General features: G+C 69.6%; 23 protein-coding genes. 8 read left to right on the top strand and 15 right to left on the bottom strand.

Annotated elements, in window-relative coordinates:
* Window positions 1–45: 45 nt before the first annotated feature.
* From AC1DYG_RS14995 to AC1DYG_RS14960, 8 genes are all read right to left on the bottom strand, one after another.
* The gene (locus AC1DYG_RS14995; protein WP_477640657.1) at window positions 46–1,506 is read right to left on the bottom strand and encodes an NAD-dependent succinate-semialdehyde dehydrogenase; all 1,461 of its coding nucleotides are present in this window, start codon (window positions 1,504–1,506) and stop codon (window positions 46–48) included.
* Window positions 1,506–2,600: an agmatinase gene (speB, locus tag AC1DYG_RS14990; protein ID WP_477640656.1), complete on the bottom strand. Its 1,095-nt coding sequence runs from the start codon at window positions 2,598–2,600 to the stop codon at window positions 1,506–1,508. The genes AC1DYG_RS14995 and speB overlap by 1 nt, the downstream gene beginning before the upstream one ends.
* A 34-nt stretch (window positions 2,601–2,634) precedes the next feature.
* Window positions 2,635–3,912, bottom strand: coding sequence for a saccharopine dehydrogenase family protein (locus tag AC1DYG_RS14985; RefSeq protein ID WP_477640655.1), 1,278 nt, complete (start codon window positions 3,910–3,912; stop codon window positions 2,635–2,637).
* Between the two features lie 6 nt (window positions 3,913–3,918).
* Window positions 3,919–4,719, bottom strand: a complete 801-nt coding sequence (locus AC1DYG_RS14980) for an ABC transporter permease (RefSeq protein ID WP_477640654.1) — start codon at window positions 4,717–4,719, stop codon at window positions 3,919–3,921.
* Window position 4,720: 1 nt separating this feature from the next.
* Entirely contained in the window at window positions 4,721–5,635 is a 915-nt protein-coding gene (locus AC1DYG_RS14975; RefSeq protein ID WP_477640653.1) for an ABC transporter permease, read from the bottom strand.
* Window positions 5,635–6,744, bottom strand: coding sequence for an ABC transporter ATP-binding protein (locus AC1DYG_RS14970; protein WP_477640652.1), 1,110 nt, complete (start codon window positions 6,742–6,744; stop codon window positions 5,635–5,637). Before AC1DYG_RS14970 ends, AC1DYG_RS14975 begins: the two co-directional genes overlap by 1 nt.
* Window positions 6,744–7,970: a polyamine ABC transporter substrate-binding protein gene (locus tag AC1DYG_RS14965; RefSeq protein WP_477640651.1), complete on the bottom strand. Its 1,227-nt coding sequence runs from the start codon at window positions 7,968–7,970 to the stop codon at window positions 6,744–6,746. The genes AC1DYG_RS14970 and AC1DYG_RS14965 overlap by 1 nt, the downstream gene beginning before the upstream one ends.
* Window positions 7,971–8,037: 67 nt before the next feature.
* A complete protein-coding gene (locus AC1DYG_RS14960; RefSeq protein WP_477640650.1) occupies window positions 8,038–9,495 on the bottom strand; it encodes a gamma-aminobutyraldehyde dehydrogenase in 1,458 nt (485 codons plus the stop codon).
* Window positions 9,496–9,666: 171 nt separating this feature from the next.
* Between AC1DYG_RS14960 and AC1DYG_RS14955 the strand changes: the two genes are divergently transcribed.
* Genes AC1DYG_RS14955 through AC1DYG_RS14940 form a run of 4 tightly spaced genes read left to right on the top strand, consistent with a single transcriptional unit; the run spans window position 9,667 to window position 13,385 of the window.
* Window positions 9,667–10,152, top strand: a complete 486-nt coding sequence (locus AC1DYG_RS14955) for an Lrp/AsnC family transcriptional regulator (RefSeq protein WP_477640649.1) — start codon at window positions 9,667–9,669, stop codon at window positions 10,150–10,152.
* Window positions 10,149–11,585, top strand: coding sequence for an aspartate aminotransferase family protein (locus AC1DYG_RS14950; protein WP_477640648.1), 1,437 nt, complete (start codon window positions 10,149–10,151; stop codon window positions 11,583–11,585). The genes AC1DYG_RS14955 and AC1DYG_RS14950 overlap by 4 nt, the downstream gene beginning before the upstream one ends.
* 16 nt (window positions 11,586–11,601) lie before the next feature.
* Window positions 11,602–12,981, top strand: a complete 1,380-nt coding sequence (locus tag AC1DYG_RS14945; RefSeq protein WP_477640647.1) for an NAD(P)/FAD-dependent oxidoreductase — start codon at window positions 11,602–11,604, stop codon at window positions 12,979–12,981.
* A 14-nt stretch (window positions 12,982–12,995) separates the two neighbouring features.
* A complete protein-coding gene (locus AC1DYG_RS14940) occupies window positions 12,996–13,385 on the top strand; it encodes a pyridoxamine 5'-phosphate oxidase family protein (protein WP_477640646.1) in 390 nt (129 codons plus the stop codon).
* A 10-nt stretch (window positions 13,386–13,395) separates the two neighbouring features.
* On the opposite strand, the gene AC1DYG_RS14935 is transcribed toward AC1DYG_RS14940, so the two are convergent.
* Window positions 13,396–14,394 (bottom strand): phosphotransferase, encoded by a 999-nt coding sequence (locus tag AC1DYG_RS14935; RefSeq protein ID WP_477640645.1) that lies wholly within the window; start codon window positions 14,392–14,394, stop codon window positions 13,396–13,398.
* A 43-nt stretch (window positions 14,395–14,437) separates the two neighbouring features.
* Between AC1DYG_RS14935 and AC1DYG_RS14930 the strand changes: the two genes are divergently transcribed.
* Genes AC1DYG_RS14930 through AC1DYG_RS14920 form a run of 3 tightly spaced genes read left to right on the top strand, consistent with a single transcriptional unit; the run spans window position 14,438 to window position 16,485 of the window.
* The gene (locus AC1DYG_RS14930; RefSeq protein ID WP_477640644.1) at window positions 14,438–15,580 is read left to right on the top strand and encodes an LOG family protein; all 1,143 of its coding nucleotides are present in this window, start codon (window positions 14,438–14,440) and stop codon (window positions 15,578–15,580) included.
* Window positions 15,577–16,095 (top strand): DUF1990 family protein, encoded by a 519-nt coding sequence (locus AC1DYG_RS14925; RefSeq protein WP_477640643.1) that lies wholly within the window; start codon window positions 15,577–15,579, stop codon window positions 16,093–16,095. Before AC1DYG_RS14930 ends, AC1DYG_RS14925 begins: the two co-directional genes overlap by 4 nt.
* A complete protein-coding gene (locus tag AC1DYG_RS14920; RefSeq protein WP_477640642.1) occupies window positions 16,096–16,485 on the top strand; it encodes a VOC family protein in 390 nt (129 codons plus the stop codon).
* A 105-nt stretch (window positions 16,486–16,590) separates the two neighbouring features.
* On the opposite strand, the gene purU is transcribed toward AC1DYG_RS14920, so the two are convergent.
* The 6 genes from purU to pyrH all read right to left on the bottom strand — a co-directional run bounded on the left by purU (window position 16,591) and on the right by pyrH (window position 22,603).
* Window positions 16,591–17,457: a formyltetrahydrofolate deformylase gene (gene purU, locus AC1DYG_RS14915; RefSeq protein ID WP_477640683.1), complete on the bottom strand. Its 867-nt coding sequence runs from the start codon at window positions 17,455–17,457 to the stop codon at window positions 16,591–16,593.
* A gap of 46 nt (window positions 17,458–17,503) precedes the next feature.
* Window positions 17,504–18,706, bottom strand: coding sequence for a monooxygenase (locus AC1DYG_RS14910; protein ID WP_477640641.1), 1,203 nt, complete (start codon window positions 18,704–18,706; stop codon window positions 17,504–17,506).
* A gap of 191 nt (window positions 18,707–18,897) precedes the next feature.
* Window positions 18,898–20,145, bottom strand: a complete 1,248-nt coding sequence (rlmN, locus tag AC1DYG_RS14905) for a 23S rRNA (adenine(2503)-C(2))-methyltransferase RlmN (protein WP_477640640.1) — start codon at window positions 20,143–20,145, stop codon at window positions 18,898–18,900.
* A 40-nt stretch (window positions 20,146–20,185) separates the two neighbouring features.
* Complete coding sequence (locus AC1DYG_RS14900) at window positions 20,186–21,157, bottom strand: phosphatidate cytidylyltransferase (protein ID WP_477640639.1); 972 nt, start codon at window positions 21,155–21,157, stop codon at window positions 20,186–20,188.
* Between the two features lie 33 nt (window positions 21,158–21,190).
* Window positions 21,191–21,748: a ribosome recycling factor gene (frr, locus tag AC1DYG_RS14895; RefSeq protein WP_477615449.1), complete on the bottom strand. Its 558-nt coding sequence runs from the start codon at window positions 21,746–21,748 to the stop codon at window positions 21,191–21,193.
* Window positions 21,749–21,835: 87 nt separating this feature from the next.
* Complete coding sequence (gene pyrH, locus AC1DYG_RS14890) at window positions 21,836–22,603, bottom strand: UMP kinase (protein WP_477640638.1); 768 nt, start codon at window positions 22,601–22,603, stop codon at window positions 21,836–21,838.
* Between the two features lie 186 nt (window positions 22,604–22,789).
* Here pyrH and AC1DYG_RS14885 point away from each other — a divergent pair, with 186 nt between their 5' ends.
* Complete coding sequence (locus AC1DYG_RS14885; protein WP_477640637.1) at window positions 22,790–24,751, top strand: M13 family metallopeptidase; 1,962 nt, start codon at window positions 22,790–22,792, stop codon at window positions 24,749–24,751.
* The last annotated feature ends 36 nt before the right edge of the window (window positions 24,752–24,787 follow it).

Here is a 24,787-nt window from a genome sequence, read left to right as displayed (position 1 = left end):
GGTTCGGTCAACTTTGGCACCGAACGGATGACCCCAGTTCGGCTGTTAAGGGGCAATTCCGACATAGGTGGTCTCGAGGTACTCCTCAATGCCCTCGAAGCCGCCCTCGCGGCCGAAGCCGGAGGCCTTGACGCCTCCGAAGGGGGCGGCCGGGTTCGAGATGATCCCTTGGTTGATGCCGATCATCCCGTACTCCAGCGCCTCGCTGACCCGGATCACCCGGCCGAGGTCGTTCGTGTAGACGTACGACGCGAGGCCGAACTCGGTGCTGTTGGCCTTGGCGATCGCCTCGGCCTCGGTGCGGAAGGTGGCGATCGGGGCCACCGGTCCGAAGATCTCCTCGCTCATGACCCGCGCCGTCATGGGCACCCCGCTGATCACCGTCGGCTCGAAGAAGTAGCCCCGGCCCTTGACCTGCCCCCCGCCGGTCAGGACCGTGCCACCCTTGGCCCTGGCGTCCTCGACCAGCTCGCTGACACCGTCACGCGCCTTGGCGTCGATGAGCGGACCGACGTCGACGCCCTTCCTGGTGCCCTTGCCGAGCGTCAGACCAGCCATCCGCGCGGCGAACTTCTTCGCGAACTCGTCAGCGACGCTCTCGTGCACGAAGAAGCGGTTGGCCGCCGTGCACGCCTCGCCGATGTTGCGCATCTTGGCGAGCATCGCGCCGTCCACCGCGTGGTCGAGGTCGGCGTCCTCGAACACGATGAAGGGGGCGTTGCCACCGAGCTCCATAGAGACCCTCAGCAGCTGCTCGGCCGACTGCTCGACCAGTCGGCGACCGATCCCGGTCGACCCCGTGAAGGTGAGCTTGCGCAGCCTCGAGTCGCGGATGAGGGGTTCCATCACGTCACCGGTGTGGGAAGTGGTCACGACGTTGAGGACACCTGCGGGCAGCCCACAGTCGCGCAACAGCTCTGCCAGCGCGAGCATCGTCAGCGGCGTCTGGCTGGCCGGCTTGACGACCATGGTGCAGCCGGCCGCGATGGCCGGACCGATCTTGCGCGTGCCCATCGCCAGCGGGAAGTTCCACGGCGTGATCATCAGGGTGGGACCGACGGGCTTCTTCATCGTGAGCAGGCGGGTCGCGCCGTTGGGCGCCGTGGACCAACGACCGTGGATGCGGACGGCCTCCTCGGAGAACCAGCGGAAGAACTCGGCGCCGTAGGTCACCTCACCGCGCGACTCGACCAGCGTCTTGCCCATCTCGAGGGTCATCAGCGTGGCCAAGTCCTCGGCCCGCTCGGTGATCCGTTCGAACGCGGCACGAAGGATCTCGCCCCGGTCGCGGGGCGGGGTCCGGGCCCAGTCCGCCTGGGCCGCAACGGCTGCATCGAGCGCGGCCTTGCCATCGGCCACCGTCGCATCGGCGACGTGGGCGAGCGTGGCACCGTTCGATGGATCCTCGACGGCAAGGGTCCCCCCACCCGTGGCGTCGCGCCACGCCCCGCCGATGAACAGTCCCTTGGGGACCGAGTCGATGAGTGACTTCTGAGTGGTGGCCATCAGCCGTGGTCCTCCGGTGCGTGGTCGTGCGTTGCGTGGGTGTGGTGGTGCTGAGGGATGTGTCCCTCGGGAATGGCTCCGTTGCGCCCCGCCAGCAGCGGTTGCGACGGGTCCCAGCGAGTCCCCTCCCGCTCGTCCTGCCGTTTGCGTGCGATGGCCGAAAGGGCTTCGAGGACAACGCGGTTCGCGAGCGCGGCAGTGATGTCCGCGTGGTCGTAGGGCGGGCTCACCTCGACGATGTCGACACCGACGACCGGCAGCTCCAGGCAGATCCGCCGCACGGCGTCGAGGAGCTGTCGGGCCGAGAGCCCACCGGGCTCAGGGGTGCCCGTGCCCGGCGCATGGCCCGGGTCGCAGACGTCGATGTCCACCGACAGGAAGACACCGTCGCAGTCGTCCGCGGCGATGGTGAACGCCTCGGAGAGCACCTCGTCGAGGCCCCGGTGGACGATCTCCGTCATCTCGAACGACCGCATCTTCTGACCGGCCATCCAGTCGAGCGTCTCGGGCGGCGGCCAGTAGCCCCTCAGCCCGACCTGCAGGAACCGGTCGCCTCGCAGCGCACCCGACTCGATGAGCCGGCGCATCGGCTGACCGTGCCCCCACAGGGAACCGAACTCGATGTCACCGGTGTCGGCGTGCGCGTCGAAGTGGATCATCGAGATGCGACCGTGGCCCAGGACGTTCGCGACGCCCTTGGCGTCCGGGAAGGCGATCGAGTGGTCGCCTCCGAGGACGACGGGTATGGCGCCCGCTCGCGTGACGCGCTCGACAGCGGCCTCCAACTTGGGCAGCGACCGCTCGATGTCGCCGGAGTACATCTCGACGTCGCCCGCGTCGACGACCCGGAGGTCGACGAGGCCGTCGGTCCGCAGCGCCAACGAAGGGCGCGACCCGTCGTGGGGCAGGTAGTCGGTCATCCGGATCGCCTGGGGCCCGAAGCGCGTCCCGGGACGGTGCGAGGTGCCCCCGTCGAAGGGCGCACCGAGGATCACGACGTCCGCATCGGCATACGTGCTCTCGTCATCGAGGTCGCAGCGGTCCACGCCGAGGAAGGTGAAGTCGGGGCCGTACTGCTGCCCGTATCGCGTCATGATTCGACCCTAGTGCCGTTTGCAGGTCATGGAATCAGCGGTCTTCCAGGCCCCAGGGGGAGCCGTACCCGTCGGGCTTGGGCGCGGACAGGAGCTCGAGGAACGGCACCGCGTCGAAAGCCTCCGGGCCGAGGATGCCGGACCCGCTCCAGGTGCCGTTCGCCAACAGCTCCAAGGCCACCACGGGGTTGACCGCGGTCTGCCAGACGACGCACTGGGCGCCGTACTCGCGCATCGTCTCCTCGTTGTCCACCACGTGGTAGAGGTAGGTGCTGCGCGGCTGACCGTCCTTGCCGGTGCCCGTGACCCAGACACCGGCGCAGGTCTTGCCCTTCATCCGCGGGCCGATGGTGGCCGGATCGGGCAGCACCGCGGCGACGACGTCGCGGGGCGACACCTGAAGGCCCTTGACCGTGACGGGATCGGTGCCGTCGAGGCCGAGCGTGTGCAGGGTGCGCAGGATGGTGATGAGCTCGTCACCGAGGCCGTACTTGAAGGTCACCCGCTGCGCGTCGAGCCAGCGGGGCATGAGGAGCACCTCCTCGTGCTCGACGTGAACGCATTCCACGGGTCCGATGCCTTCGGGGAAGTCGAAGACCTCCGGCTCGCTGAAGGCCGGCAGGGTGAAGAAGCCAGCCTCGACGGCTCCCCCACCAGCGTCGGCCCGTGAGCGCTCCCACACCACCGGCGGGTTGAGGCACTCCTCGATGATGGTCCACATCGAGAAGCTCGGCGCGAAGGTCTCGTTGCCGTCCTCGTCGAGGACCGCGAGGTTGGCCCCGTCACGCGTGCCGAGCTCCTCGATCCTCGAGAAGAGGTGGTCGGACGCATAGCGCGCAAGGACGTCCGACAGCCCGGGCTCGACACCGATCCCGAGCAGGGCCAGCTGCCCGGACTCCTCCCACTCCCCCGCCATGGCGAACTGCTCGTCACCGAGCTTGACGCCGACCTTGGCGTAGGGCTCCTCCGGGTGCCGACGGGACAGGCTCATGGCCATGTCGAGGTAGCCCGCACCGGCCGCGAGGGCGCCGCGGAAGATCGGCATGACGAACCTCGGGTCGACGGCGTTGAAGACGTGCGTCGCGCCGTGCTCGCGCGCCAGCGCCGCCACGGCGTCCCCGTCGGACGCGTCGACCTGCGCGGCGACGAGCCGCTGCTCGCCGTGGCGCCTGGCCGTTGCCGCCGCGACCGTGGCCTGAGCGCGACCGAGGTCGTAGTCGGCCACGACGAAGGACTCGAAGAAGTCCCGTTCGACGGCGATGCGTGCGGCAGCGTCACCGACGCCGCCGGCGCCGATCATCAGGATGCGCATGCTGGATCAGGCTGCTTTCTGACGTCGGCTGGAGAGGAGCTGTCCGCCGATTACGAACGCGAGGGCCGCCAGGAACATGACGGTGCCGATGACGTTGACCTGGACCGGGACCCCGCGTTGGGCCGCGCCCCAGACGAACATCGGGAAGGTGATCGAGCTGGGTGAGGCGTTGAAGTTGGTGATGATGTAGTCGTCAAAGCTGAGCGAGAAGGCCAGCAGCGCTCCCGCAGCGATCCCGGGGGCCGCCAACGGCAGGGTCACCCGCAGGAACGTCTGGGCGGGTGTGGCGCCCAGGTCGGCCGCCGCCTCCTCGAGCCGCGGGTCGAGCGTGGCCACCCTCGCCTTCACCGCGACCACCACGAACGAGACGCAGAACATGATGTGCGCGATGAGGATCGCCGTCGCACCCGAGGGGATCCCCAGCATGAGGAACAGGGTCAGCAGGCTGGAGCCCATGACGACCTCGGGCGTGGCCATCGGGACGAAGATGAGCAGGTTCGTCGCAGCCCGCCCGCGGAACCGGTAGCGGCCGAGAGCGAGGGCGACCATCGTGCCGAGGACGGTGGCAACAACGGAGGCAGTCACCCCGATCCGCAGACTCAGACCCAGCGAGCTGCAGATCCCGGGAGACCCGCACGGGTTCGTCCACGCGTCCGTCGAGAAGCGTGCCCAGTTGTAGTTGAACTTGCCCACCGGGTCGTTGAAGGAGAACACCGCCACGACGACGTTCGGGATGAGCAGGTAGAGCAGCACGGCGAACGCCGCGAAGGCGACGAGGTGCCGGCGAACCCAGGCGAGGACGGCCATGTCAGACCAGCTCCTCGGTGCCGGCCTTGCGCACATAGGCCGCGACCAGGGCGACGATGAGGATGAGCAGGATGAACGACAGCGCGGCGGCCAGGGGATAGTCGAGCACCCGCAGGAACTGGCTGTCGATGACCTGGCCGATCATCACGGTCTGGGTGTTGCCCAGCAGCCGCGAGTTGATGAAGTCACCCGCGGCGGGGATGAAGGTGAGCAGCGTGCCGGCCACGACCCCGGGCAACGACAGCGGCCACGTGACCCGTCGGAAGGCCTCTCGGGGAGAGGCGTAGAGATCGCCGGCCGCCTCGACGAGGCGACTGTCGAGGCGCTCCAGTGACGCGTAGAGCGGCAGGATCATGAAGGGCAGGAAGTTGTAGGTGAGTCCGCAGATCACGGCGAACTTGGACGCCAGGAGCGTGTCGTTGTCGGTGAGGCCCACGGCCTGCAACAGGCTCGTGAAGCCGGTCGACTGGGCCAACGCCACCACCGGGCCGTCGTCGGACAGGATGTTGCGCCACGCCAACGTGCGGATCAGGAAGCTGGTGAAGAACGGCGCGATGACCAGGACGAGCAGGATGTTCTTCCAGCGACCGGCCTTCTGCGCCATGAAGTACGCCAGCGGGTAGCCGAGCAGCAGCGCGAGGATCGTCGCAGTGCCGGCGTAGCCGATCGAGCGCAGCAGGTGTGGCCAGTAGCGCTGGAAGGCGTCGGCGTAGATGCCCACGTTGCCCGTGAACGTGTAGCCCTCGTCGACGTTGCCCTCCTGCAGCGACTGGGACCCCAGCGTGATCATGGGCGCGACGAAGAAGACCATCAGCCACAGCAGACCGGGGGCGAGCAGTGCGTAGGGAACCCAGCGACCCCGGCGGACCGGCTTGTTGACGGGTGTCCCCCCGCCGATCGCCGCAACCTCGGCCACTACCCCTCCTCCTCGACGCCGGCGTCGGCCGCCTGCGCCGCGTCCAGCGCGAACCCGTGCTCGGCCGCCCACGACACGGTGACGTCGTCACCCCGTCGCGCCCGACCCGACCCGTCGTTCTGCTGCACGACGGTGAGCTCCTGGCCCCACGGCATACGCACGAGGTATTGCGTCGCCACCCCCGAGAAGGACACGTCGGTGACCGTGCCGCTGAGGCGGTTCGGTCCACCGTGCTCCCCCAGTCGGAGCTTTTCGGGGCGCACCCCGAGCCAGATCTCCTTGGTGCCCTCGGGCAAGTGGTCCGCCGCCACCGTGAGGGCCGTGTCGTATGCCGTGACCGGCACCTCCGCGCCCGTCGCACCACCTGTCACCGTTGCCTTGAGCAGGTTGGACTGCCCCAGGAAGTTGGCCACGAAGGTCGACGCGGGACGCTCGTAGAGCGTGGCCGGGTCGCCGAGCTGCTCGATGCGGCCGGCGTTCATCACCGCGATGGTGTCGGCCATGGTCATGGCCTCTTCCTGGTCGTGGGTGACGTGGATGAAGGTCAGGCCGACCTCCTGCTGGATCCGCTTGAGCTCGATCTGCATCTGGCGGCGCAGCTTGAGGTCGAGGGCGCCGAGGGGCTCGTCGAGCAATAGCACGTCGGGACGGTTCACCACGGCGCGGGCGAGCGCGACGCGCTGCTGCATGCCGCCGGACAGCTGCGCCGGCTTCTTCCTCGCGACCTCGCCGAGCTGGACGAGCTCGAGGACTTCCCTGGCCTTGGTCTTCGCGGCCTTGTCGCCCCGGCGCTTGAGCCCGAACTCGACGTTGTCGATCACGCTCATGTGCGGAAACAGCGCGTAGGACTGGAACACCGTGTTGACGTTGCGCTGGTGCGCCTTGGTGTCGGTGATGTCCTTGTCGCCGATGTGGATCCGCCCACCACTGGGCTGCTCGAGCCCGGCCACCATCCGCAGCGTCGTGGTCTTGCCACAGCCCGACGGGCCGAGCAGCGCGAAGAAGGAGCCCTGAGGGATCACGAGGTCCATGGGATGGACCGCGGTGAAGGTGTCGAACTGCTTGGTCAGACCGGTCAGCCGCAGGTCCCCGGACGTCTCCGTCGCCATCAGCCCGTCGCCAGGTTGGTGAACATGCGGGTGTACTCGGACTCTTCCTTGGCGCTGAGGTCCCGGAACTTCTTCGCCTTGGACAGGGTCTCGGTCGAAGGGAAGATGAGCTGGTTGGCACCCAGGCTCTTGTCGATCGCCACCACCGCGTCCTTGGTGCCGGCCACCGGCGAGATGTAGTTGACCCAGGCCTCGACCTCACCCATCACCTTGGGTTCGTAGTAGTAGTTGATGAGCTTCTCGGCGTTCTTCTTGTGCTTGGCCATCGCGGGAATGACGAAGTTGTCCGACCACAGGGTGTATCCGGCGGCGGGGAGCGTCAGGCCGAGCTCGGGGGCGTCGAGCCCGAGCGATGCCACGTCACCGGACCAGGCGACGCAGGCGGCGATGTCACCGGCGCTGAGCCCGTCGGTGTACTCGTTGCCGGTGAACTTCTGGATCTGGCCCGCGTCCTTGGCCTTCTGGATCATGTCGATCGCGGCCTTGAAGTCGGCATCGGTGAAGTTCGACGGGTCCTTGCCCTGGTCGAGCAGGACGAGGCCGACGGTGTCGCGCATCTCCGAGAGCAGGGTGACCTTGCCCTTGAGCGACGGGTCAGTCAGCAGCTGGGTGATCGTCTCGATCTTCTTGCCGCCGGTCGCCTTCGTGTTGTACCCGATGCAGGCGAAGCCGGCCTGCCACGGCAGGGAGTACTTGCGTCCGGGGTCGAAGGACACGTCCTGGAAGGCGGCCTCGAGGTTCTTGGCGTTCGGGATGTTGGCCTTGTCGAGCGGCTGCACGTAACCCTGTCGGATCAGCCGGGCCACCATCCAGTCGGTGGAGCACCAGACGTCGCGACCAGTGTCCTGACCACCGGCCAGCAGCGGCCGGACCTTGGCGTAGAACTCGTCGTTGTCGTTGTAGTCCTCGGTGTAGTTGACCTTGATCCCGGTGGCCTTCGTGAAGGCATCAAGGGTCGGTCGGCTCTTCTCGTCCTCCGAGACGTCGATGTACTGCTGCCAGTTCGACCAGTTGATGACCTTGTCCGTGTCGGACATGTCCTGCGCTGCCTTGGCCGTGGGCGCGGTGGTGCTGCTGCCCGAGTTCGTGGCCGTCTTGCCCTTGGAGCCGCACGCCGCCAGGGCGGTGACTCCGAGACCGGCGGAACCGACCATCAGGGTGCGCCGACTCAGCACGCCACGCAGGAAGGCTGCCTGCATGGGGGTGACGGGGGTCTGTTCGTTCATCGATCTCTCCTGCGGGGTGAGGGTGTGCGTCGGGGGCGTGGACCGCGTCATGGTGCGCGCGGGTGGCTCAGCTGTCGATGTTGGCCATAACGTGCTTGATGCGGGTGTAGTCCTCGAAGCCGTACATGGACAGGTCCTTGCCGTAGCCGGACTTCTTGAACCCGCCATGGGGCATCTCGGCGACGATCGGGATGTGCGTGTTGATCCAGACGCAGCCGAAGTCGAGCGACTTGGACACCCGCATCGCCCGGCCGAAGTCCTTGGTCCAGACGCTCGAGGCCAGTCCGTAGTCGACCCCGTTGGCCCACCGCAGCGCCTCCGCCTCGTCGGTGAAGCGCTGGACGGTGATGACCGGGCCGAAGATCTCGTCCTGGATGGCCTCGTCGTCCTGCTGCAGCCCCGAGAGCACAGTCGGCTCGAGGAAGAAGCCGTCGCCCAGGCTGGACATCCGGTGTCCGCCGGCGGCGACCGACGCGTGGTCGGGCAGCCGCGACAGGAACCCTTCGATGCGCTCGAGCTGGCCACGGTTGTTGACGGGGCCGAGCAGCGCGTCGTCGTTGTCGGGCAGACCGACCGTCGCGGAGTTCTTGGCGTACTCCCCCAGGGCCGCGACGAAGTCGTCGTGGATGCGCGGAGCGGCCAGCACCCGGGTCGCGGCCGTGCAGTCCTGCCCCGCGTTGAAGTAGCCGGCGATGGCGATGCCCTCGACCGCCGCCTCGATGTCGGCGTCGTCGAAGACGATGACAGGGGCCTTGCCGCCCAGCTCGAGGTGGACCCGCTTGAGGTTGCGGCTGGCACTCTCGGCGACCTGCATGCCGGCCCGGACGGAACCGGTGATGGCGACGAGGGCGGGGGTCTTGTGCTCGACGACCGCGCGGCCGGTGTCACGGTCACCGGTAACGACGTTGAAGGTGCCCGGTGGCAGGAACTCGGAGGCGATCTCGGCCATCAGCAAGGTCGTCTCGGGAGTCGTGTCGGACGGCTTGAGGACGATGGTGTTGCCGGCGGCCAGTGCCGGACCGATCTTCCAGACCGCCATCATCATCGGGTAGTTCCAGGGGGTCACCTGGCCGACGACCCCGATCGGCTCACGGCGGACCCAGCTGGTGTGGCCCTTCATGTACTCACCCGCGGCGCGCCCCTCGAGCACCCGCGCTGCGCCGGCGAAGAAGCGCAGCTGGTCGACCATCGGCGGGATCTCCTCGCTCGCCGTGAGGGCGTGCGGCTTGCCGGTGTTCTCCGACTCGAGCTTCACGAACTCGTCGGCGCGCTTCTCGATCGCGTCGGCGAACTTGAGCAGTGCCTGCTGCCGCTCGCTCGGCGTGGTCTGCCCCCACTCCTCGAAGGCCTTGGCTGCGGAGGCGTAGGCGGCGTCGACGTCGTCCGCGGTCGAGATGGGGGCCGTGGCAACCACCTGGGCGGTGACCGGGCTGACGATGTCGGAAGTCGCATCGCTGCGCGCCTCCACGAACTCGCCGTTGATGAAGTTGCGCAGGACGCGGGGGCCCGCGGACGTGGCAGTCACTGATGCTCCAATGCGGATCGGGTACTGATTCCGGTGTCTGGCACTGTAGCCGCCCCACGGCGGATTTCAATAGGTTCGGACCCTTGGAATGCGGAAAGCGTTGCGATTTTGGTGCGAAGGCGACCGATTCCGTCGTGTTGGGACTTGCGCGAAGCGCTTCCGAAGGACACCATGGCCACCGTGACCCGGCCCGCCAGCACCAGCAGCGATGTGCGCCTCGACGACGTGTCGAAGGCGATCATCGAGCAGCTGCAGGTGGACGGTCGGCAGTCCTACGCGACGATCGCCAAGCGCGTGGGCCTGTCCGAGGCAGCGGTGCGCCAGCGCGTGCAGCGGCTCCTCGACCAGGAGGTCATGCAGATCGTCGCGGTCACCGATCCACTGCAGGTGGGCTTTCGCCGTCAGGCCATGATCGGCATCCGCGTCGACGGCGACCTGCTACCGGTCGGCGATGCCCTGACCGCCATGTCGGAGGTGTCCTACGTCGTCACGACGGCAGGCTCCTTCGACCTGCTGGCCGAGGTCGTCTGCGAGGACGACGCCGAGCTGCTCGACCTGCTGACCCGGCGCATCCGCACCCTCCCGGGGGTGCAGACCACCGAGACGTTCGTCTACCTGAAACTCAACAAACAGCACTACAACTGGGGTACTCGATGACCACTGACCTGTCCATCTTCGAACCGTCCAGCGACACGCACACCCCGCTGGGCACGCTGCACAGCGAGGCCGCCCGCGACCACCTCTGGATGCACTTCACCCGCCACTCGGTCTTCGAGGACCGCAGCGAGGGCGGACTGGGCCACAGCGTCCCCATCATCACCCGCGGCCAGGGTCACAAGATCTGGGACGACCGCGGCAACGAGTACATCGACGGGCTCTCCGGGCTCTTCGTCGTCCAGGTCGGCCACGGCCGCGAGGAGCTCGCCGAGGCGGCCGCCAAGCAGGCGAAGGAGCTGGCCTTCTTCCCCCTGTGGTCCTACGCCCACCCCCGCGCCATCGAGCTGGCCGAGCGCCTGGCCGCGGGCGCTCCCGGTGACCTCAACCGCGTGTTCTTCACGACGGGTGGAGGCGAGGCCGTCGAGACGGCCTGGAAGCTGGCCAAGCAGTACTTCAAGCTGATGGGCAAGCCCACCAAGCACAAGGTCATCAGCCGCGCGGTCGCCTACCACGGCACTCCCCAGGGAGCCCTGTCCATCACCGGCATCCCCGCGGCCAAGGAGATGTTCGAGCCGCTCGTGCCCGGCGCCTTCAAGGTCCCGAACACCAACTCCTACCGCGCCCCGGAGCACCTGCGCGACGACGACAAGGCGTTCGGCCGCTGGGCCGCCGACCGGATCGCCGAGGCCATCGAGTTCGAGGGCCCCGACACCGTGGCCGCCGTCTTCCTCGAGCCGGTGCAGAACTCCGGTGGTTGCTTCCCGCCGCCGGCCGGCTACTTCGAGCGGGTCCGCGAGATCTGCGACGAGTACGACGTCCTGCTGGTCTCCGACGAGGTGATCTGCTCGTTCGGCCGGATCGGCTCGATGTTCGCCTGCGACGACTTCGGCTACGTGCCCGACATCATCACCTGCGCCAAGGGCATGACCTCGGGATACTCCCCCATCGGCGCGATGATCGCCAGCGACCGGCTCTTCGAGCCGTTCAAGAAGGGGACGACCTACTTCCCGCACGGCTACACCTTCGGCGGCCACCCGGTCAGCGCGGCAGTGGCGATGGCCAACCTCGACATCTTCGAGCGCGAGGGCCTGAACCAGCACGTGAAGGACAACGCCCCCAAGTTCAGGGCCACGCTCGAGAAGCTGCTCGACCTGCCGATCGTCGGCGACGTCCGCGGAGCCGGCTACTTCTACGGCATCGAGCTGGTCAAGGACAAGGAGACCCGCGAGACGTTCAACGACGCCGAGTGCGAGCGGCTGCTGCGCGGCTACCTGTCCAAGGCGCTGTTCGACGCCGGCCTCTACTGCCGTGCCGACGACCGCGGCGACCCGGTCATCCAGCTCGCGCCGCCCCTGATCATCGGGCAGACCGAGTTCGACGACATCGAGTCGCGCCTCCGCTCGGTGCTCACCGGGGCGGAGAAGCACCTCTGACGCGCGTCGACGGCCCGTGACCGAACCCCTGTGGTCCAGTGACGGACATGAGGAGGGCCCGTATGCCGCGTCGCCGGCAGACGGGCCCTCCTCACCTGCCCTCCCGGCCCGCGCCGACGTGGTCGTCGTCGGCGGCGGGTTCACCGGGCTGTGGACCGCCCACTACCTGCTGCTGGCGGACCCCTCGCTCGACGTCCTGGTCCTCGAGGCCGAGCAGGTCGGCTTCGGTGCGAGCGGGCGCAACGGCGGCTGGGTGTCCGCGCTGTGGCCGGTCGGTCCCGAGGCCCTGTCCCGCAGCCGGGGTCGCAGCGCCGCCGTGGCCATGTTGGAAGAGCTGCGACACACCGTCGACGAGGTCGGCAGGGCAACGGAATCGGCGGGGATCGAGTGCGGATTCCGCAAGGGTGGCTCCCTCGCCCTGGCGCGGTCCGACGCCCAGGCCGTCAGGGCGCAGGCCGAGGTGGCGCACGCCGAGCAGTGGGGCACCGGCACCCGGTGGCTCGATGCCGCGGAGGCGACCGAGCGGCTGGCTGCCAGCCGGGTCCAGGGCGGGACGTTCACCCCGCACTGCGCGCGGGTCCATCCGCGGCTGCTCGTCGACGGCCTGGCCGCGACCGTGCGGTCGCAGGGCGCCGAGGTGGTCGAAGGGGTGCGGGTCAGCACCATCGAGCCGGGTCGCGCCACGCTGTCCGACGGTCGTCACGTCGTTGCCCGCCACGTCATCCGGGCCACCGAGGCGTGGACCCCCCTACTCCCGGGCGAACGCCGCACGGTCGCCCCGGTCTACTCGCTCGTGGTCGCCACCGAACCCCTCACGGCAGCGCAGTGGGAGTCGATCGGGCTCGCCGATCGCGAGGTGTTCAGCGACCACCGTCACGTCATCATCTACGGCCAGCGCACCGCCGACGGCCGACTGGCGTTCGGCGGGCGAGGAGCGCCCTATCACTACGGGTCGCGCATCAGGCCCGAGTTCGACCACGAGCCAACTGTTTTCGCCGACCTCCGCGCGACCCTCACCGACCTGCTCCCCCAGGTCGAGGGCGCCCGCTTCACCCACGCCTGGGGCGGCCCGCTCGGGATCGCCCGCGACTGGCACCCGTCCGTCGGCCACGACCAGTCCACCGGCCTGGGCTGGGCCGGTGGCTACGTCGGCGACGGGGTGGCGGCCGCGAACCTCGCGGGACGCACGCTGGCCGACCTGGTGACCGGCCGGCACACACCCCTCACCGAGCTGCCGTGGGTCGGGCACCGAAGCAGACGCTGGGAGCCCGAACCCCTCCGGTGGGCGGGCATCAACGCCGGTCTCAGGCTCGCCGACGCAGCCGACCGCGAGGAGGCCCGCACCGGCCGACCCGCCCGACTCGGCCGGCTACTCAGCGCACTCACCGGTCACTAGGGAAGACTCCACTCGTGTCGACCGCCCCAGCAGCCCTGTCACCCGCCGCCCTCGAGTTCGTCACGGCCCGACACCTGGCCACGCTCACGACGTTGCGGCCGGACGGGTCTCCGCACGTCGTGCCGGTCGGATTCACCTGGGACAGCGAGGCCCTCGTCGTCCGGGTGATCACCAGCGGCACCAGTCGCAAGGCGCGCAACGCCGCGCTCGGAGGTCGGGCCGTCGTGTGCCAGGTGGACGGCCGCCACTGGCTCTCCTTCGAGGGCACGGCGCGGGTGCTCACCGACGCGTCGGCAGTGGCCGACGCGGTCGACCGGTATGCCGGCCGTTACCGGGTGCCGCGTGAGAACCCCGAGCGCGTCGTGGTGGAGATCGCCGTCGACCGCGTGCTCGGCAACGTCTAGCTGGCGGCCGCTACGGGCCGGACTCGGGGTCAGTCGGCGGGAACGGCTCCAGCGCCAGCCTGAGGTAGTACAGGGGCGCGTCGCCCCACTCGGCCAGCTCGTCGGGCTGCGCACCGACGACGGCGCCGAGCCACGTGAAGGACCGGTTGACCGCGTGGGTGACCATCGCCGGGGCCATCAGGGACTCGAGCGCATCGGCATCGATGACGTCGGACCAGACCGAGGCGTAGGCGTCGAGGATCTCGGCCCACGGATGGTGGGTCACCCGGGTCGCGAAACCGTAGGGCACCGCCAGGACCTCCAGCACGTGTGCCCACTGCGCATCACCGAAGTCGAAGAAGCGCAGGCCGTCGTCCAGGGCGAACACGTTGCGGGGGTGCAGGTCACCGTGCTGCAGGCTCGAGGGCATCGGCGCTGCGAGCAGGGCCTCCACGGCGGCGTCCACCACTGCCGACTGACCACGCAGCGACTGCGCCTCGTCAGCTGGGAGATGCGACGGATGGTCGGTGGGCAACGCCTCGAGCTCCCCCACGAGCCAGTCGAAGCGGGCCGGGACGGTGGCAGGTGAACAGTCGGGCAGACCCTGCTCGACCAGCGTCCGGCCGTGGCCGGCCACCCGGCGCTGGACCCGTGCCGCCAGGGCGACGACGGCCTTCCAGTCCGCCAGCGTGGCGTCGTGGCTGTCGCCCAGGGTCAGCCCGCGGTCGGCCGTCATCATCCAGCCGCGGTCGGCGTCGATGGCCAACGGCGCTTCGACCTCTGCCGGCTCCAGCTCCGCGAGGGCCAGGTGGACGGCAGGCTCGAACGCGGCCGAAGGGCAGTTGGCCTTGAACCACACCCTGCCCCGGTCGCTCGGCACGACGAGCTGGGTCGACCACGGTCGGATCCGCGGCTGCTCGATGTCGCCCGTCACCCCCAGGCCGACCGCCGCGAGCTCGTCGGTGATCCACCGCGTCGCCTCGCTGCGCCAGCCGGCGGTGGCCACCCACTGCGAGAACCCGACGTCCATGGCCCGACTCTAGACAGGCCCTGGCCGCGTCTAGAGTCAGGCCATGGACGGCGCCCGCAGGAGCACCCCCGACCCCGAGGTGGAAAACCTCGCCGACCTCGACGCCGTGCTCTCCTCGGGCCGCCCGCTGACGGGGCTCCGCTTCCAGGACCTCGACCTCACGGGCTACGAGGATCGCCTGCTCGCACGCACGGACGTCGAAGGGCTCGTGGTCCTCGGTGGGCGCCTCTCTCCCGCCCTGGGCGCCCATCTCGGTGCGCACCGCGCACTGGTCTTTCCCACAGACCCGCACGCTCCGATCGACCCCTATCGCGCCTCGCTCTACACCGCCGACGAGCTCTACGCGGGGCTCGCTGACGGCGGGTACGAGTCGACACCGGATTTCCTTGCCTACCAATGGATGCGGGATGGCGCCGTGCACCGCGACGCTTTCGTCACCCTGCTGAGGGCGATCCACGACGACTCCATCACTGACGCCCTGGACGAGTTCGTCGCAGCCCGCCCAGTCGTCGGCGTCATGGGCGGCCATGCCCTGGCGCGCGGCACCTCTGCGTATGCCGCGGCGGCGGCACTGGGGCGTTCCCTCGCTGCCGGAGGCCTCGTCGTCGCCACCGGCGGCGGACCCGGTGCCATGGAGGCCGCCAACCTCGGAGCCCTCGCCCGCGACGAGTCCTCCCTCGGGGTGGCCCTCGACGAGCTTGCCTCGGTGCCGTCGTTCCGCCCGTCGGTCGCCGCCTGGGTGAGCTCAGCCCTGGCGGTGCGGGCGGAGCTGCCGCGTGCCGATGGCGCGGGCAGCCTCGGCATCCCCACGTGGTTCTACGGCCACGAACCGCCGAACGTCTTCTGCGACGGCATCGGCAAGTACTTCTCCAACGCGATCCGGGAGGACGGCCTCCTCGCCCGTGCCACCGCGGGGTTGGTGGTGCTGGAGGGAGCCGCGGGCACCGTGCAGGAGATCTTCCAGGCAGTCACCCCGCTCTTCTACGCACCGGGACAGACCCGGCTCGCGCCCCTCGTCCTCGTCGGACAGGAGTACTGGTCCGAGACGGTGCCGGTGTGGGCCGCGGTGCGCGCCCTCGGCCAGGAGCGAGGCCTGGGTTCGGTGATCCACCTGGTGGAGACGGCCGAGGAGGCCGCCCAGATCGTTCTCGCGTCGCCCCCCATGCGCACCGAGGAAGCTCCGTGAAGCTCGCTGACCTGGCCTCGCGGCAGCTCACCTACGAGCCGCGCGGCCTCACCCTGGACGGCCCACTGCCCCCGGGCTACCACCACCTCGAGGTGGAGCGGCGGCTGGGAGCCGGCGACGCGGCATACCGCCGGGCCAGTGAGTCCGTGATGACCTATGGGGCGCAACGAGGACTGGGCTTGCGGCCACAGGCGACCGCCCCGCGGGCCGCCGTGGGAGTCGAGATCCTCAGCCGTCTCCTCGTCGTCGGCGTGCCGTGCCGGATCGTCTGGGCCGTGGACGGCAACGAGCGCACCGGGTTCGGCTACGGCACCCTCGAGGGCCACATCGAGAGCGGCGAGGAGGGCTTCCTCGTGGAGCGCCGCGGTGCCGAGGTGTATGCCGTGGTGCGCGCCTACTCGCGACCCGGCGGCTGGCTGACGCGACTCGGCGGTCCGGTCTCGTGGTGGCTCCAGCGGGTAGCTGCAGCTGCGTACCTGCGCGCCCTGCAGCGAGCCGTGCGCGAGGATGGCTGAATGCCCCAACGCCTGAGTCTCGTGACCCTCCTCGTCCGCGACTACGACGAGGCCCTGGAGTGGTACCGCGACCGGGCCGGCTTCGACCTCGTCGAGGACACCGACCGCGGCGACGGCACCCGCTGGGTCGTCGTCCGCCCGGCTGGGTCAGACGCGACGCAGCTGCTGCTGGCCCGCGCCAGCACTCCCGAGCAGGAGGCCAGGCTCGGCGACCCCGGTGGCGGCCGCGTCATGTACTTCCTGGCGACCGACGACTTCGCTGCCGACCACGCACGGATGGTCGCCGCGGGGGTGCACTTCCGTGAGGAGCCGCGGCACGAGACCTACGGCAGCGTGGCGGTCTTCGAGGACCTCTACGGCAACGCCTGGGACCTCATCCAGCCCCGCTGACCTCGTCCCCACTCGCCCACACCGCTACCACACACAGAATTGGGGCCAGCTGGCCCGAGATCTGGCACCCCGTCCGCCGCTCGCGACGAACGGGGAGGGGCCTGATCAGTCGAAGACGATGGTGCGGCGGCCGCGCAGGACGACGCGGTGCTCGGCGTGCCACCGCAGGGCCCGGGCAAACGCCATGGCCTCCAGCTCCTGTCCCACCGAGGCCAGCTCGGCCGGGCTCATCCGGTGGTCCACCCGGCGAAAGTCCTGTTCGATGATCGGGCCCTCGTCGAGGTCGGCCGTGACGTAGTGCGCGGTCGCACCGATGACCTTGACCCCGCGGTCGTGGGCCTGGGTGTAGGGCTTGGCTCCCTTGAAGCTGGGCAGGAGCGAGTGGTGGATGTTGATGATTCGGCCCGGGAAGTCGGCGCACAGCTCGCTCGACAGGATCTGCATGTAGCGCGCGAGCGCGACCGTGTCGGCGGAGTAGTGCTCCACGAGGCGCCGCAGCTCCGCCTCCGCCGCCGGCTTAGTGTCGCGCGTGACCGGGACGTGGTGGAAGGGGATGCCGTGCCACTGCGCCAGCGCGCGGAAGTCCTCGTGGTTGGAGACGATGGCCGGCACCTCGATCGGCAGGGAGCCGCTCTCGACCCGGAACAGCAGGTCGTTCAGGCAGTGACCCTGCTGGCTCACCATGACCAGCACCCGGCGCCGCCGCGACAGGTCGTGCGCGGCATACGTCATCGCGAACTCCGTTGCCACGCCTGCCATCGCGGCGTCCAGGGCCGCCACCGGCAGGGAGGGACCTTCACGCAGGAGGTGCATCCGCAGGTGGAACTCCCCCGCCCTGAGGTCGGCGAACTGCTGGCTGTCGAGGATCGTCATCGACAGGTCCAGCATCACCCCCGAGACGGCGTGCACGATCCCGCGTCGATCCGCGCACGAGACGGTCAGGACGAACTCTCGGCCCGTCTCGGCAGGCATGGCAGGAGTGGCACTCACGCGGTCAGCCTAGGGGCGGACGGGAGGGCTACGGGCGGGTGACCATCACGATGCCGAGGCACATCTCGTCGGTGGTGCCCTCGCCCCAGACGATGTAGCGCTCCGGCTGGCCCTCGAACGAGGGCAGCTTGTCGCGCAGGCTCTGGTCGTGGGTGCACGACACCGTGAGAGTGTCCCCGATCTTCAGCCTGACGGGGGGGTTGACCGGGCGGCTCCCTTGGTCGTCGAAGTCCCAGATCGGGATGTCGAGGACGGTGCGCTCGTTGGCCTTGCCCTTGTTCACCGTGATCGAGATCTTGGTGCCGAGCAGGTGCATGTGCCCGGCCACCGCCCGGATCGTCGAGCCCTGGTTCACCGGCCGGGTGCAGGTCTGCGTCGGGCCCGCCTTGTTGCCGGGGCACAGCAGGTGCAGGGCGTCTCCCGCGCGGCTGGCGCCCCCGAACCGTCGCTGCACGTCGGCCATCGCTGCAGCCCGGTCGCACAGTGGGCCTGTCTTGCCCGGGCGGCACGGCACCTCGACGGGCGCCGGGAGCAGCACGGTCTGCAGGGTCTGGCGCGACCCGTCGTCAGCGGCCACCCGCAGCTTGGCGGCGCTCTGGTCGGGCGACCGTCCGACAAGGAGGTTGTAGTGGACCTGCATGATGATGCGCGAGCCGGCCTCGACCGGCATACCGAGATCGGGGGCGAGCACGCGCTCGCCGCCGCCGGGTGCCCACGCACCCAGCCACGGCGCGCCGTTGAGGCCGGCGCCCTGGCTCTCCACACCGGTGCCGCCGAAGCAGGTCCAGCCCTGGCCCCCCTGGCTGCTGTCCATCTTCTCCGCCGCCGCCACCTTGTCAGGCGGCACCCGGAACAGGATCACGTGGTGGACGACGTCGGGGTTGCCGGGCAGCACGTTGATGCCGGTCACGACGGACTTGGCGGTCAGGCCGGGGTCGAGCAGGAAGCAGCGGTAGTCGTCGGTGCCCGGGGCGGCCGGCGCCTTCGGGGTGTAGGCCGCGGGCATCCGGAGCGTGACGAAGCGCTCCCCCGAGCGCAGCGGCGCCTCAGGCGGCGCCGTGGCGCCAGCGTGCTGGTGACCTGACGAGGTCGTGGCGGTCGCCGGCGTCGAGGTCGCGGTCGCGGTCGCGGGCGGCGTCGGGGCGGCCACCGGCCCGGGGTCGGCGCTTGCGCAGCCCGTGAGGAGCAGCAGGACAGCCCCGAGAGTCGGGATGGGCGCACGCAGGATCACCGCACGAGCATAGGCAGATCACGCCCCCATCCGGTGCGAAATCGCGGCACCAGGCACCCCTGAGCGCGTGTGGTGCACACCACAGCGCAACGGGTCCCGGCAGGTGGGACGAGTTGCCCGCCGAGCGTCACGAAACGCCCTCGATCGCGTCTATTAACGCTCGAGAGCACGGCTTCAGGGGCGCCGGCTCACTACGCCGTCGAGGCGGCGAGCTGACCGCAGGCGCCGTCGATGTCCTGGCCCCGGGTGTCGCGGATCGTCGTCGGGATGCCGTGGGCGCGCAGCCGTTCGACGAACTGCTGCTCGACCCCGGGTCGCGAGGCCGTCCACTTCGACCCCGGCGTGGGGTTGAGCGGGATCGGGTTGACGTGCACCCAGCCGCGCCCCCGGGCGTTCAGCTTCTTGCCCAGGAGGTCGGCCCGCCAGGCGTGGTCGTTGATGTCCTTGATGAGTGCGTACTCGATGCTCACGCGCCGACCGGTCACCTCGTAATAGCGGTGAGCCGCATCGAGCGCCTCGTCGACGCTCCACCGGGTGTTGATCGGTACGAGCTCGTTGCGCAGGTCGTCGTCGGGCGCGTGCAGCGAGAGGGCCAGCGTGACCGGGATCCCCTCGGTGGCGAGCTTGTCGATCGCCGGGACCAGGCCGACCGTCGACATCGTGATGCCGCGCGCCGACATCCCCAGACCGTCCGGCGCAGGGTCGGTCAGCCGCCGGATCGCGCCGATCGCGGCCTTGTAGTTGGCCAGCGCCTCGCCCATGCCCATGAACACGACGTTGGAGATGCGGGTGGGACCGGTCACCTCGACCGGGCCGTCTCCTTCGGTGTCGTCCTCGTCGCCGAGCTCGGCTGGGTGCTCGGCCGCGTGCGCAGCCCGCCCCCCGACGCTGCCCGCGCCCTGCGCGAGCTCGCCGCTGCGCAGCAGGCGCGCGCCGTACACGACCTGCTCGACGATCTCGGCGGCGCTCATGTTGCGGGTGAGCCCGGCCTGTCCCGTCGCGCAGAAGGGACAGTTCATGCCGCAGCCGGCCTGGCTCGAGATGCAGATGGTCACGCGCCTCGGATAGCGCATCAGGACGGACTCGACGATCGCGCCGTCGTGCAGCCGCCAGGCGTTCTTGATCGTCATGCCGTCGTCGGCGGTGCGTTGCACGATGGGGGTGAGCAAGGTCGGGAGCAGGTCGGCCACGAGCTCGTCACGGATCGCCTTGGGCAGGTCGGTCATTTCCTCGGGCGAGGCGACCAAGCGCTCGAAGTAGTGCGTCGACAGCTGCTTGGCCCGGAAGCCCTTGTGTCCCAACGCCTCGACAGCCTCCTTGCGCTCTGCCGGAGACAGGTCGGCAAGGTGGCGGGGCGGCTTGCCCCGACGAGGGGCGGCGAAGGTGAGCTGGCCCGGTTGGGGGCGCTCGCTCGTGGGCTCGGGGAGGTCCGTGGTCATGATGCCCCCAGTCTCGCAGGTGAGCGCGTATGCCGTGCCCTCAGGCAGGGGGGACGACCCAGGCGAGCAGCGCCCAGGCAAGGGGCGCGACGAGCAGGACCGAGTCGAGCCGGTCCATGATCCCGCCGTGGCCGGGCAACAGCGTGCCCATGTCCTTGATACCGAGGTCACGCTTGATCGTGGACTCGGTGAGGTCACCGACGGTGGCGGCCACCGCTGCACTGGCTCCCAGCAGCGCGCCACCCCACCAGGGCCCGTCGAGCGTCAGCACCACCGCGATCGCGCCACCGACCACGCACGCGACCATCGAGCCGGCGAACCCCTCCCAGGACTTCTTGGGGCTGACCGACGGCGCCATGGGGTGCTTGCCGAACAGGACACCGAAGGCGTAGCCGCCGACGTCGCTGAGCACCGCGACGAGGATGAAGAGGAAGGCCCGGCGGGCGCCGTCGTGCGGCGTGGCCAGCATGAGGGCGGCGAAGCCGGCGAGGAACGAGGGGTAGACCGCGACGAAGAATCCCCCGGCGATGTCGCGGACCGCGTCGAGCACCCCGTCGGCGATGCGCCACAGCAGGATGCCGACACAGGTCAGACCGACGGTCACGACCAGCGCCTCGCCACCGCCGACGTAGGCCGAGACGAGCATGCTGACGCTGCCGACGAGACTGGGGACCAGCGGCACGTTGATCGACACCTGGGCCAACGCTCGACGCAGCTCCCACACGCCGACGGCGATGGCCACGATGATGATGCCGAGCATCAGCTCCTTGCGCAGGACCAGGGAGCCGATGATCAGTGCACCCAGGCCGAGGCCGACCCCGATCGCTGCCGGCAGATTGCGGCCCGCCTTCGACGGCCGGCCGCCCCGAGCCGACGCGCCGCCGGACCCGTTCGGAGCGCCACCATCGTGCGTGGGCCCCGGCGAGGGCGACCTTCCGGGCGCGCCAGAACCCGCGGCGTCGGAGGCGGTGCGGGCCGCGCGACGGTCGCGACGGGACTGGGGCATGTTCATGACCAGCGCTGGGTGAGGTGGAGGGCGAGCCGCTCAGACCTCGCGCAGCTCGGTCTCCTTGCCCTTCAGCAGCTCGTCGATGAGCTCGACGTACTTCTTGGTGCTCGCGTCCAGCTCCTTCTCGGCGCGGCTGCCGTCGTCCTCGCCGACGTCGCCGTCCTTGACCAGCTTGTCCAGCTCGTCCTTGGCCTTGCGGCGGACGTTGCGGATCGACACCTTGGCGTCCTCGCCCTTGTGTCGAGCCAGCTTGACGTAGTCCTTGCGACGCTCTTCGGTGAGCATGGGCAGCACGCAGCGGATGACGTTGCCGTCGTTGCTGGGGTTCACGCCCAGGTCGGAGTCGCGCAGCGTCTTCTCGATCTCGTGCATCGCCGACTTGTCGAACGGCGTGATCAGGATGGTGCGCGCCTCGGGAGTCTGGAAGGACGCCAGCTGCTGGAGCGGGGTCGGAGCGCCGTAGTAGTCGACGGTGAGCTTGTTGAACATGCCCGGGGTCGCCCGGCCGGTCCGGATGCCCGCGAAGTCCTCCTTGGCAACCTCGACGGCCTTTTCCATCTTCTCTTCGGCCTCGAGGAGAGTCTCTTCAATCATGTCCTGCTCCTTCTCGGGCGCTTCCCTGTCGGGGCGGCGCCGGTCGTGGTGTGGTCAGTCTGGTGGGTGGATCGGACAGGTGCCGAATCAGCCCGGTGTGACCAGCGTGCCGATCTTCTCACCGCGCAACGCCCGCACCACGTTGCCCTCGCCTTCCATGCCGAACACGACCATGGGCAGCTTGTTCTCCATGCACAGGCTGAACGCCGCAGCGTCGACCACGCGCAACCCCTGCTGCAGCGCTTCCTGGTAGCTGATCTCGTCGAGCTTGCGGGCCTGCGGGTTGGTGCGGGGGTCGGAGTCGTAGACGCCATCCACGCCGTTCTTGCTCATGAGCACGGCGTCGCACTTGATCTCGAGCGCTCGCTGGGCGGACACGGTGTCCGTGGAGAAGAACGGCATACCCGCGCCGGCGCCGAAGATGACCACACGGCCCTTCTCGAGGTGGCGGATGGCGCGACGCGGGATGTAGGGCTCAGCGACCTGGCCCATCGTGATCGCGGTCTGGACGCGGGTCTCGATGCCTTCCTTCTCGAGGAAGTCCTGCAGGGCGAGGCAGTTCATCACCGTGCCGAGCATGCCCATGTAGTCGGCGCGGGTCCGGTCCATCCCCTGTTGTTGGAGCTCCGCGCCCCGGAAGAAGTTGCCACCACCGATCACGACGGCCACCTGGATGCCCTCGTTGACCGACTGGGCGATCTGCTGGGCGATCCCGCGCACGACCTCGGGCGCCAGTCCGACGCGACCACCACCGAAGACCTCGCCGGAGAGCTTGAGCAGGACCCGGCGATGCGGGGTCGGCGAGCCAGGGGCGGACGATCCGGCTGGGGCGGTCTGCTCGGGGGCAGCAGTCACGAGGGATCCTCCTGGAGATGTGCGGGCGGTCACCGAATACTTCCACACTCCCGGGGGCGGCATGGTGTCGGTTGCACCAGCGTCCGCCCTGCGTGGCAGGGTGTCACCATCCACGCAGTCGGCACTTCGCAGACCACGGTCGGCAGCCCACGGCGGGTCCATCGACGCACCAAGGGAGACAAGCGCATGAGGTCAGGCATCCTTCCGGGGCACCGCGACGAGACGGTTCGCCCGCAGGACGACCTGTTCGGGCACGCGAACGGCAGCTGGGTCGCCACGACGGAGATCCCCAGCGACCGGGGCCGCTACGGGACCTTCGACCTGCTCCGTGAGCAGTCCGACGAGCGGGTGCGCACGATCATCGAGCGGGCCGCGGCCGACCACAGTGCCGCTCCCGGCTCGCCCACCCGCAAGGTCGGCGACCTCTACCGGTCGTTCATGGACGAGGCGCGTGCCGAGACGCTCGGGCTGACCCCGATCGAGAAGGACCTCGCCGACATCGCGGCGATCAGCGGGACCGACGACCTGTTCCTCGCGCTCGGGCGGCTGCAGCGCCAGGGTGGACCGGGCCTGTTCGACTTCGGCGTCGCCCCTGACGCCAAGAACCCCGAGGAGTACGTCCTCTACCTCGGTCAGGGCGGCCTGGGCCTCCCCGACGAGTCCTACTACCGCGAGGAGCGGCACGCAGCCATCCTCGCGGCATACCTGCCGCACGTGGCCCGGATGCTCGGCTTCGCCGGCATCGGCGACGGGTCGACCGACGACGACTCGCCGGCTGCCCGCGTGGTGGCCCTGGAGGCGCGGCTGGCCGGCCACCACTGGGACAACGTCGCCACCCGCGACGCGGTCAAGAGCTACAACCCCTACGCCTACGACGCCCTCGAGGGCCTCGCCCCGAACGTGCTGTGGGGTGACTTCGTCGGCGGGCTCGAGGCCCGCGACGCGTTCGAGCACGTGGTCGTGGGTCAACCGTCCTACCTCGAGGGCCTGTCCGTCGCGCTCGACGAGGTCGCCATCGACGACTTCAAGCACTGGCTCGCCTTCCACGTCGTCGCGTCGGCGGCACCACTGCTGGGCAAGGAGCTGGTCAACGCCGAGTTCGACTTCACCGGTCGGGTCATCTCGGGCCTTCCGGAGAACCGCGAGCGCTGGAAGCGCGGGGTCTCGCTCGTCGAGGGTTCGATCGGCGAGGCCGTGGGCCAGCTGTATGCCGCGGAGTTCTTTCCGCCGGAGGCCAAGGAGCGGATGCTCGAGCTCGTCGGCAACCTCGTCGAGGCGTTCCGCCGGTCCTTCGAGGGGCTCGACTGGATGGGCCCGCAGACCCGTGAGCAGGCGCTGGCCAAGCTCGCGTCGTTCACGCCCAAGGTCGGCTACCCCGACCGCTGGCGGGACTACTCCTCGCTGACCATCGATGACGACCTCGTGGGCAACGTGCGCCGCGCCAACGAGTTCGAGCTCCAGCGCCAGCTCGACAAGCTCGGCGGTCCGATCGACCGCGACGAGTGGCTGATGCTGCCGCAGACGGTGAACGCCTACTACCACCCGTTGATGAACGAGATCGTCTTCCCGGCCGGCATCCTGCAGCCGCCGTTCTTCGACCTGGAGGCCGACGACGCCGTCAACTACGGCGGGATCGGTGCCGTCATCGGCCACGAGATCGGCCACGGCTTCGACGACCAGGGGTCGCGGTACGACGCCACCGGCGCCCTGCGCGACTGGTGGACCGAGGAGGACCGGTCCCGCTTCGACGAGCGCACCCAGGCCCTCATCGCCCAGTTCAGCACCCTCTCCCCGCTTGCCGCCCCCGATGAGCTGGTCAACGGCGCGCTCACGGTGGGCGAGAACATCGGCGACCTCGGCGGGCTGGCCATCGGCTACTCCGCCTACCGGATCGCCACCCAGGGCCAGGACGCCCCCGAGCTCGACGGCTACACCGGTCCCCAGCGGTTCTTCCTCGGCTGGGCGCAGGTCTGGTCCGGCAAGGCGCGCACCGAGGAGGCAAGGCGGCTGCTCGCCATCGACCCGCACTCCCCCACCGAGGTGCGGGCGAACGCCGTCCGCAACTGCGACGAGTTCCACGAGGCGTTCGGGGTGACCGAGGGCGACGGCATGTGGCTGGCCCCGGAGGAGCGCGTTCACATCTTCTGAGCGACCTGGTGAGCAGTCCGGGTCAGGGTTTGCTCG

It is taken from the genome of Pedococcus sp. P1_H8 (genome assembly GCF_056405175.1).
Note: the sequence above shows the minus strand (reverse complement) of the source record. Positions and strands in the feature narration are given on the sequence as shown.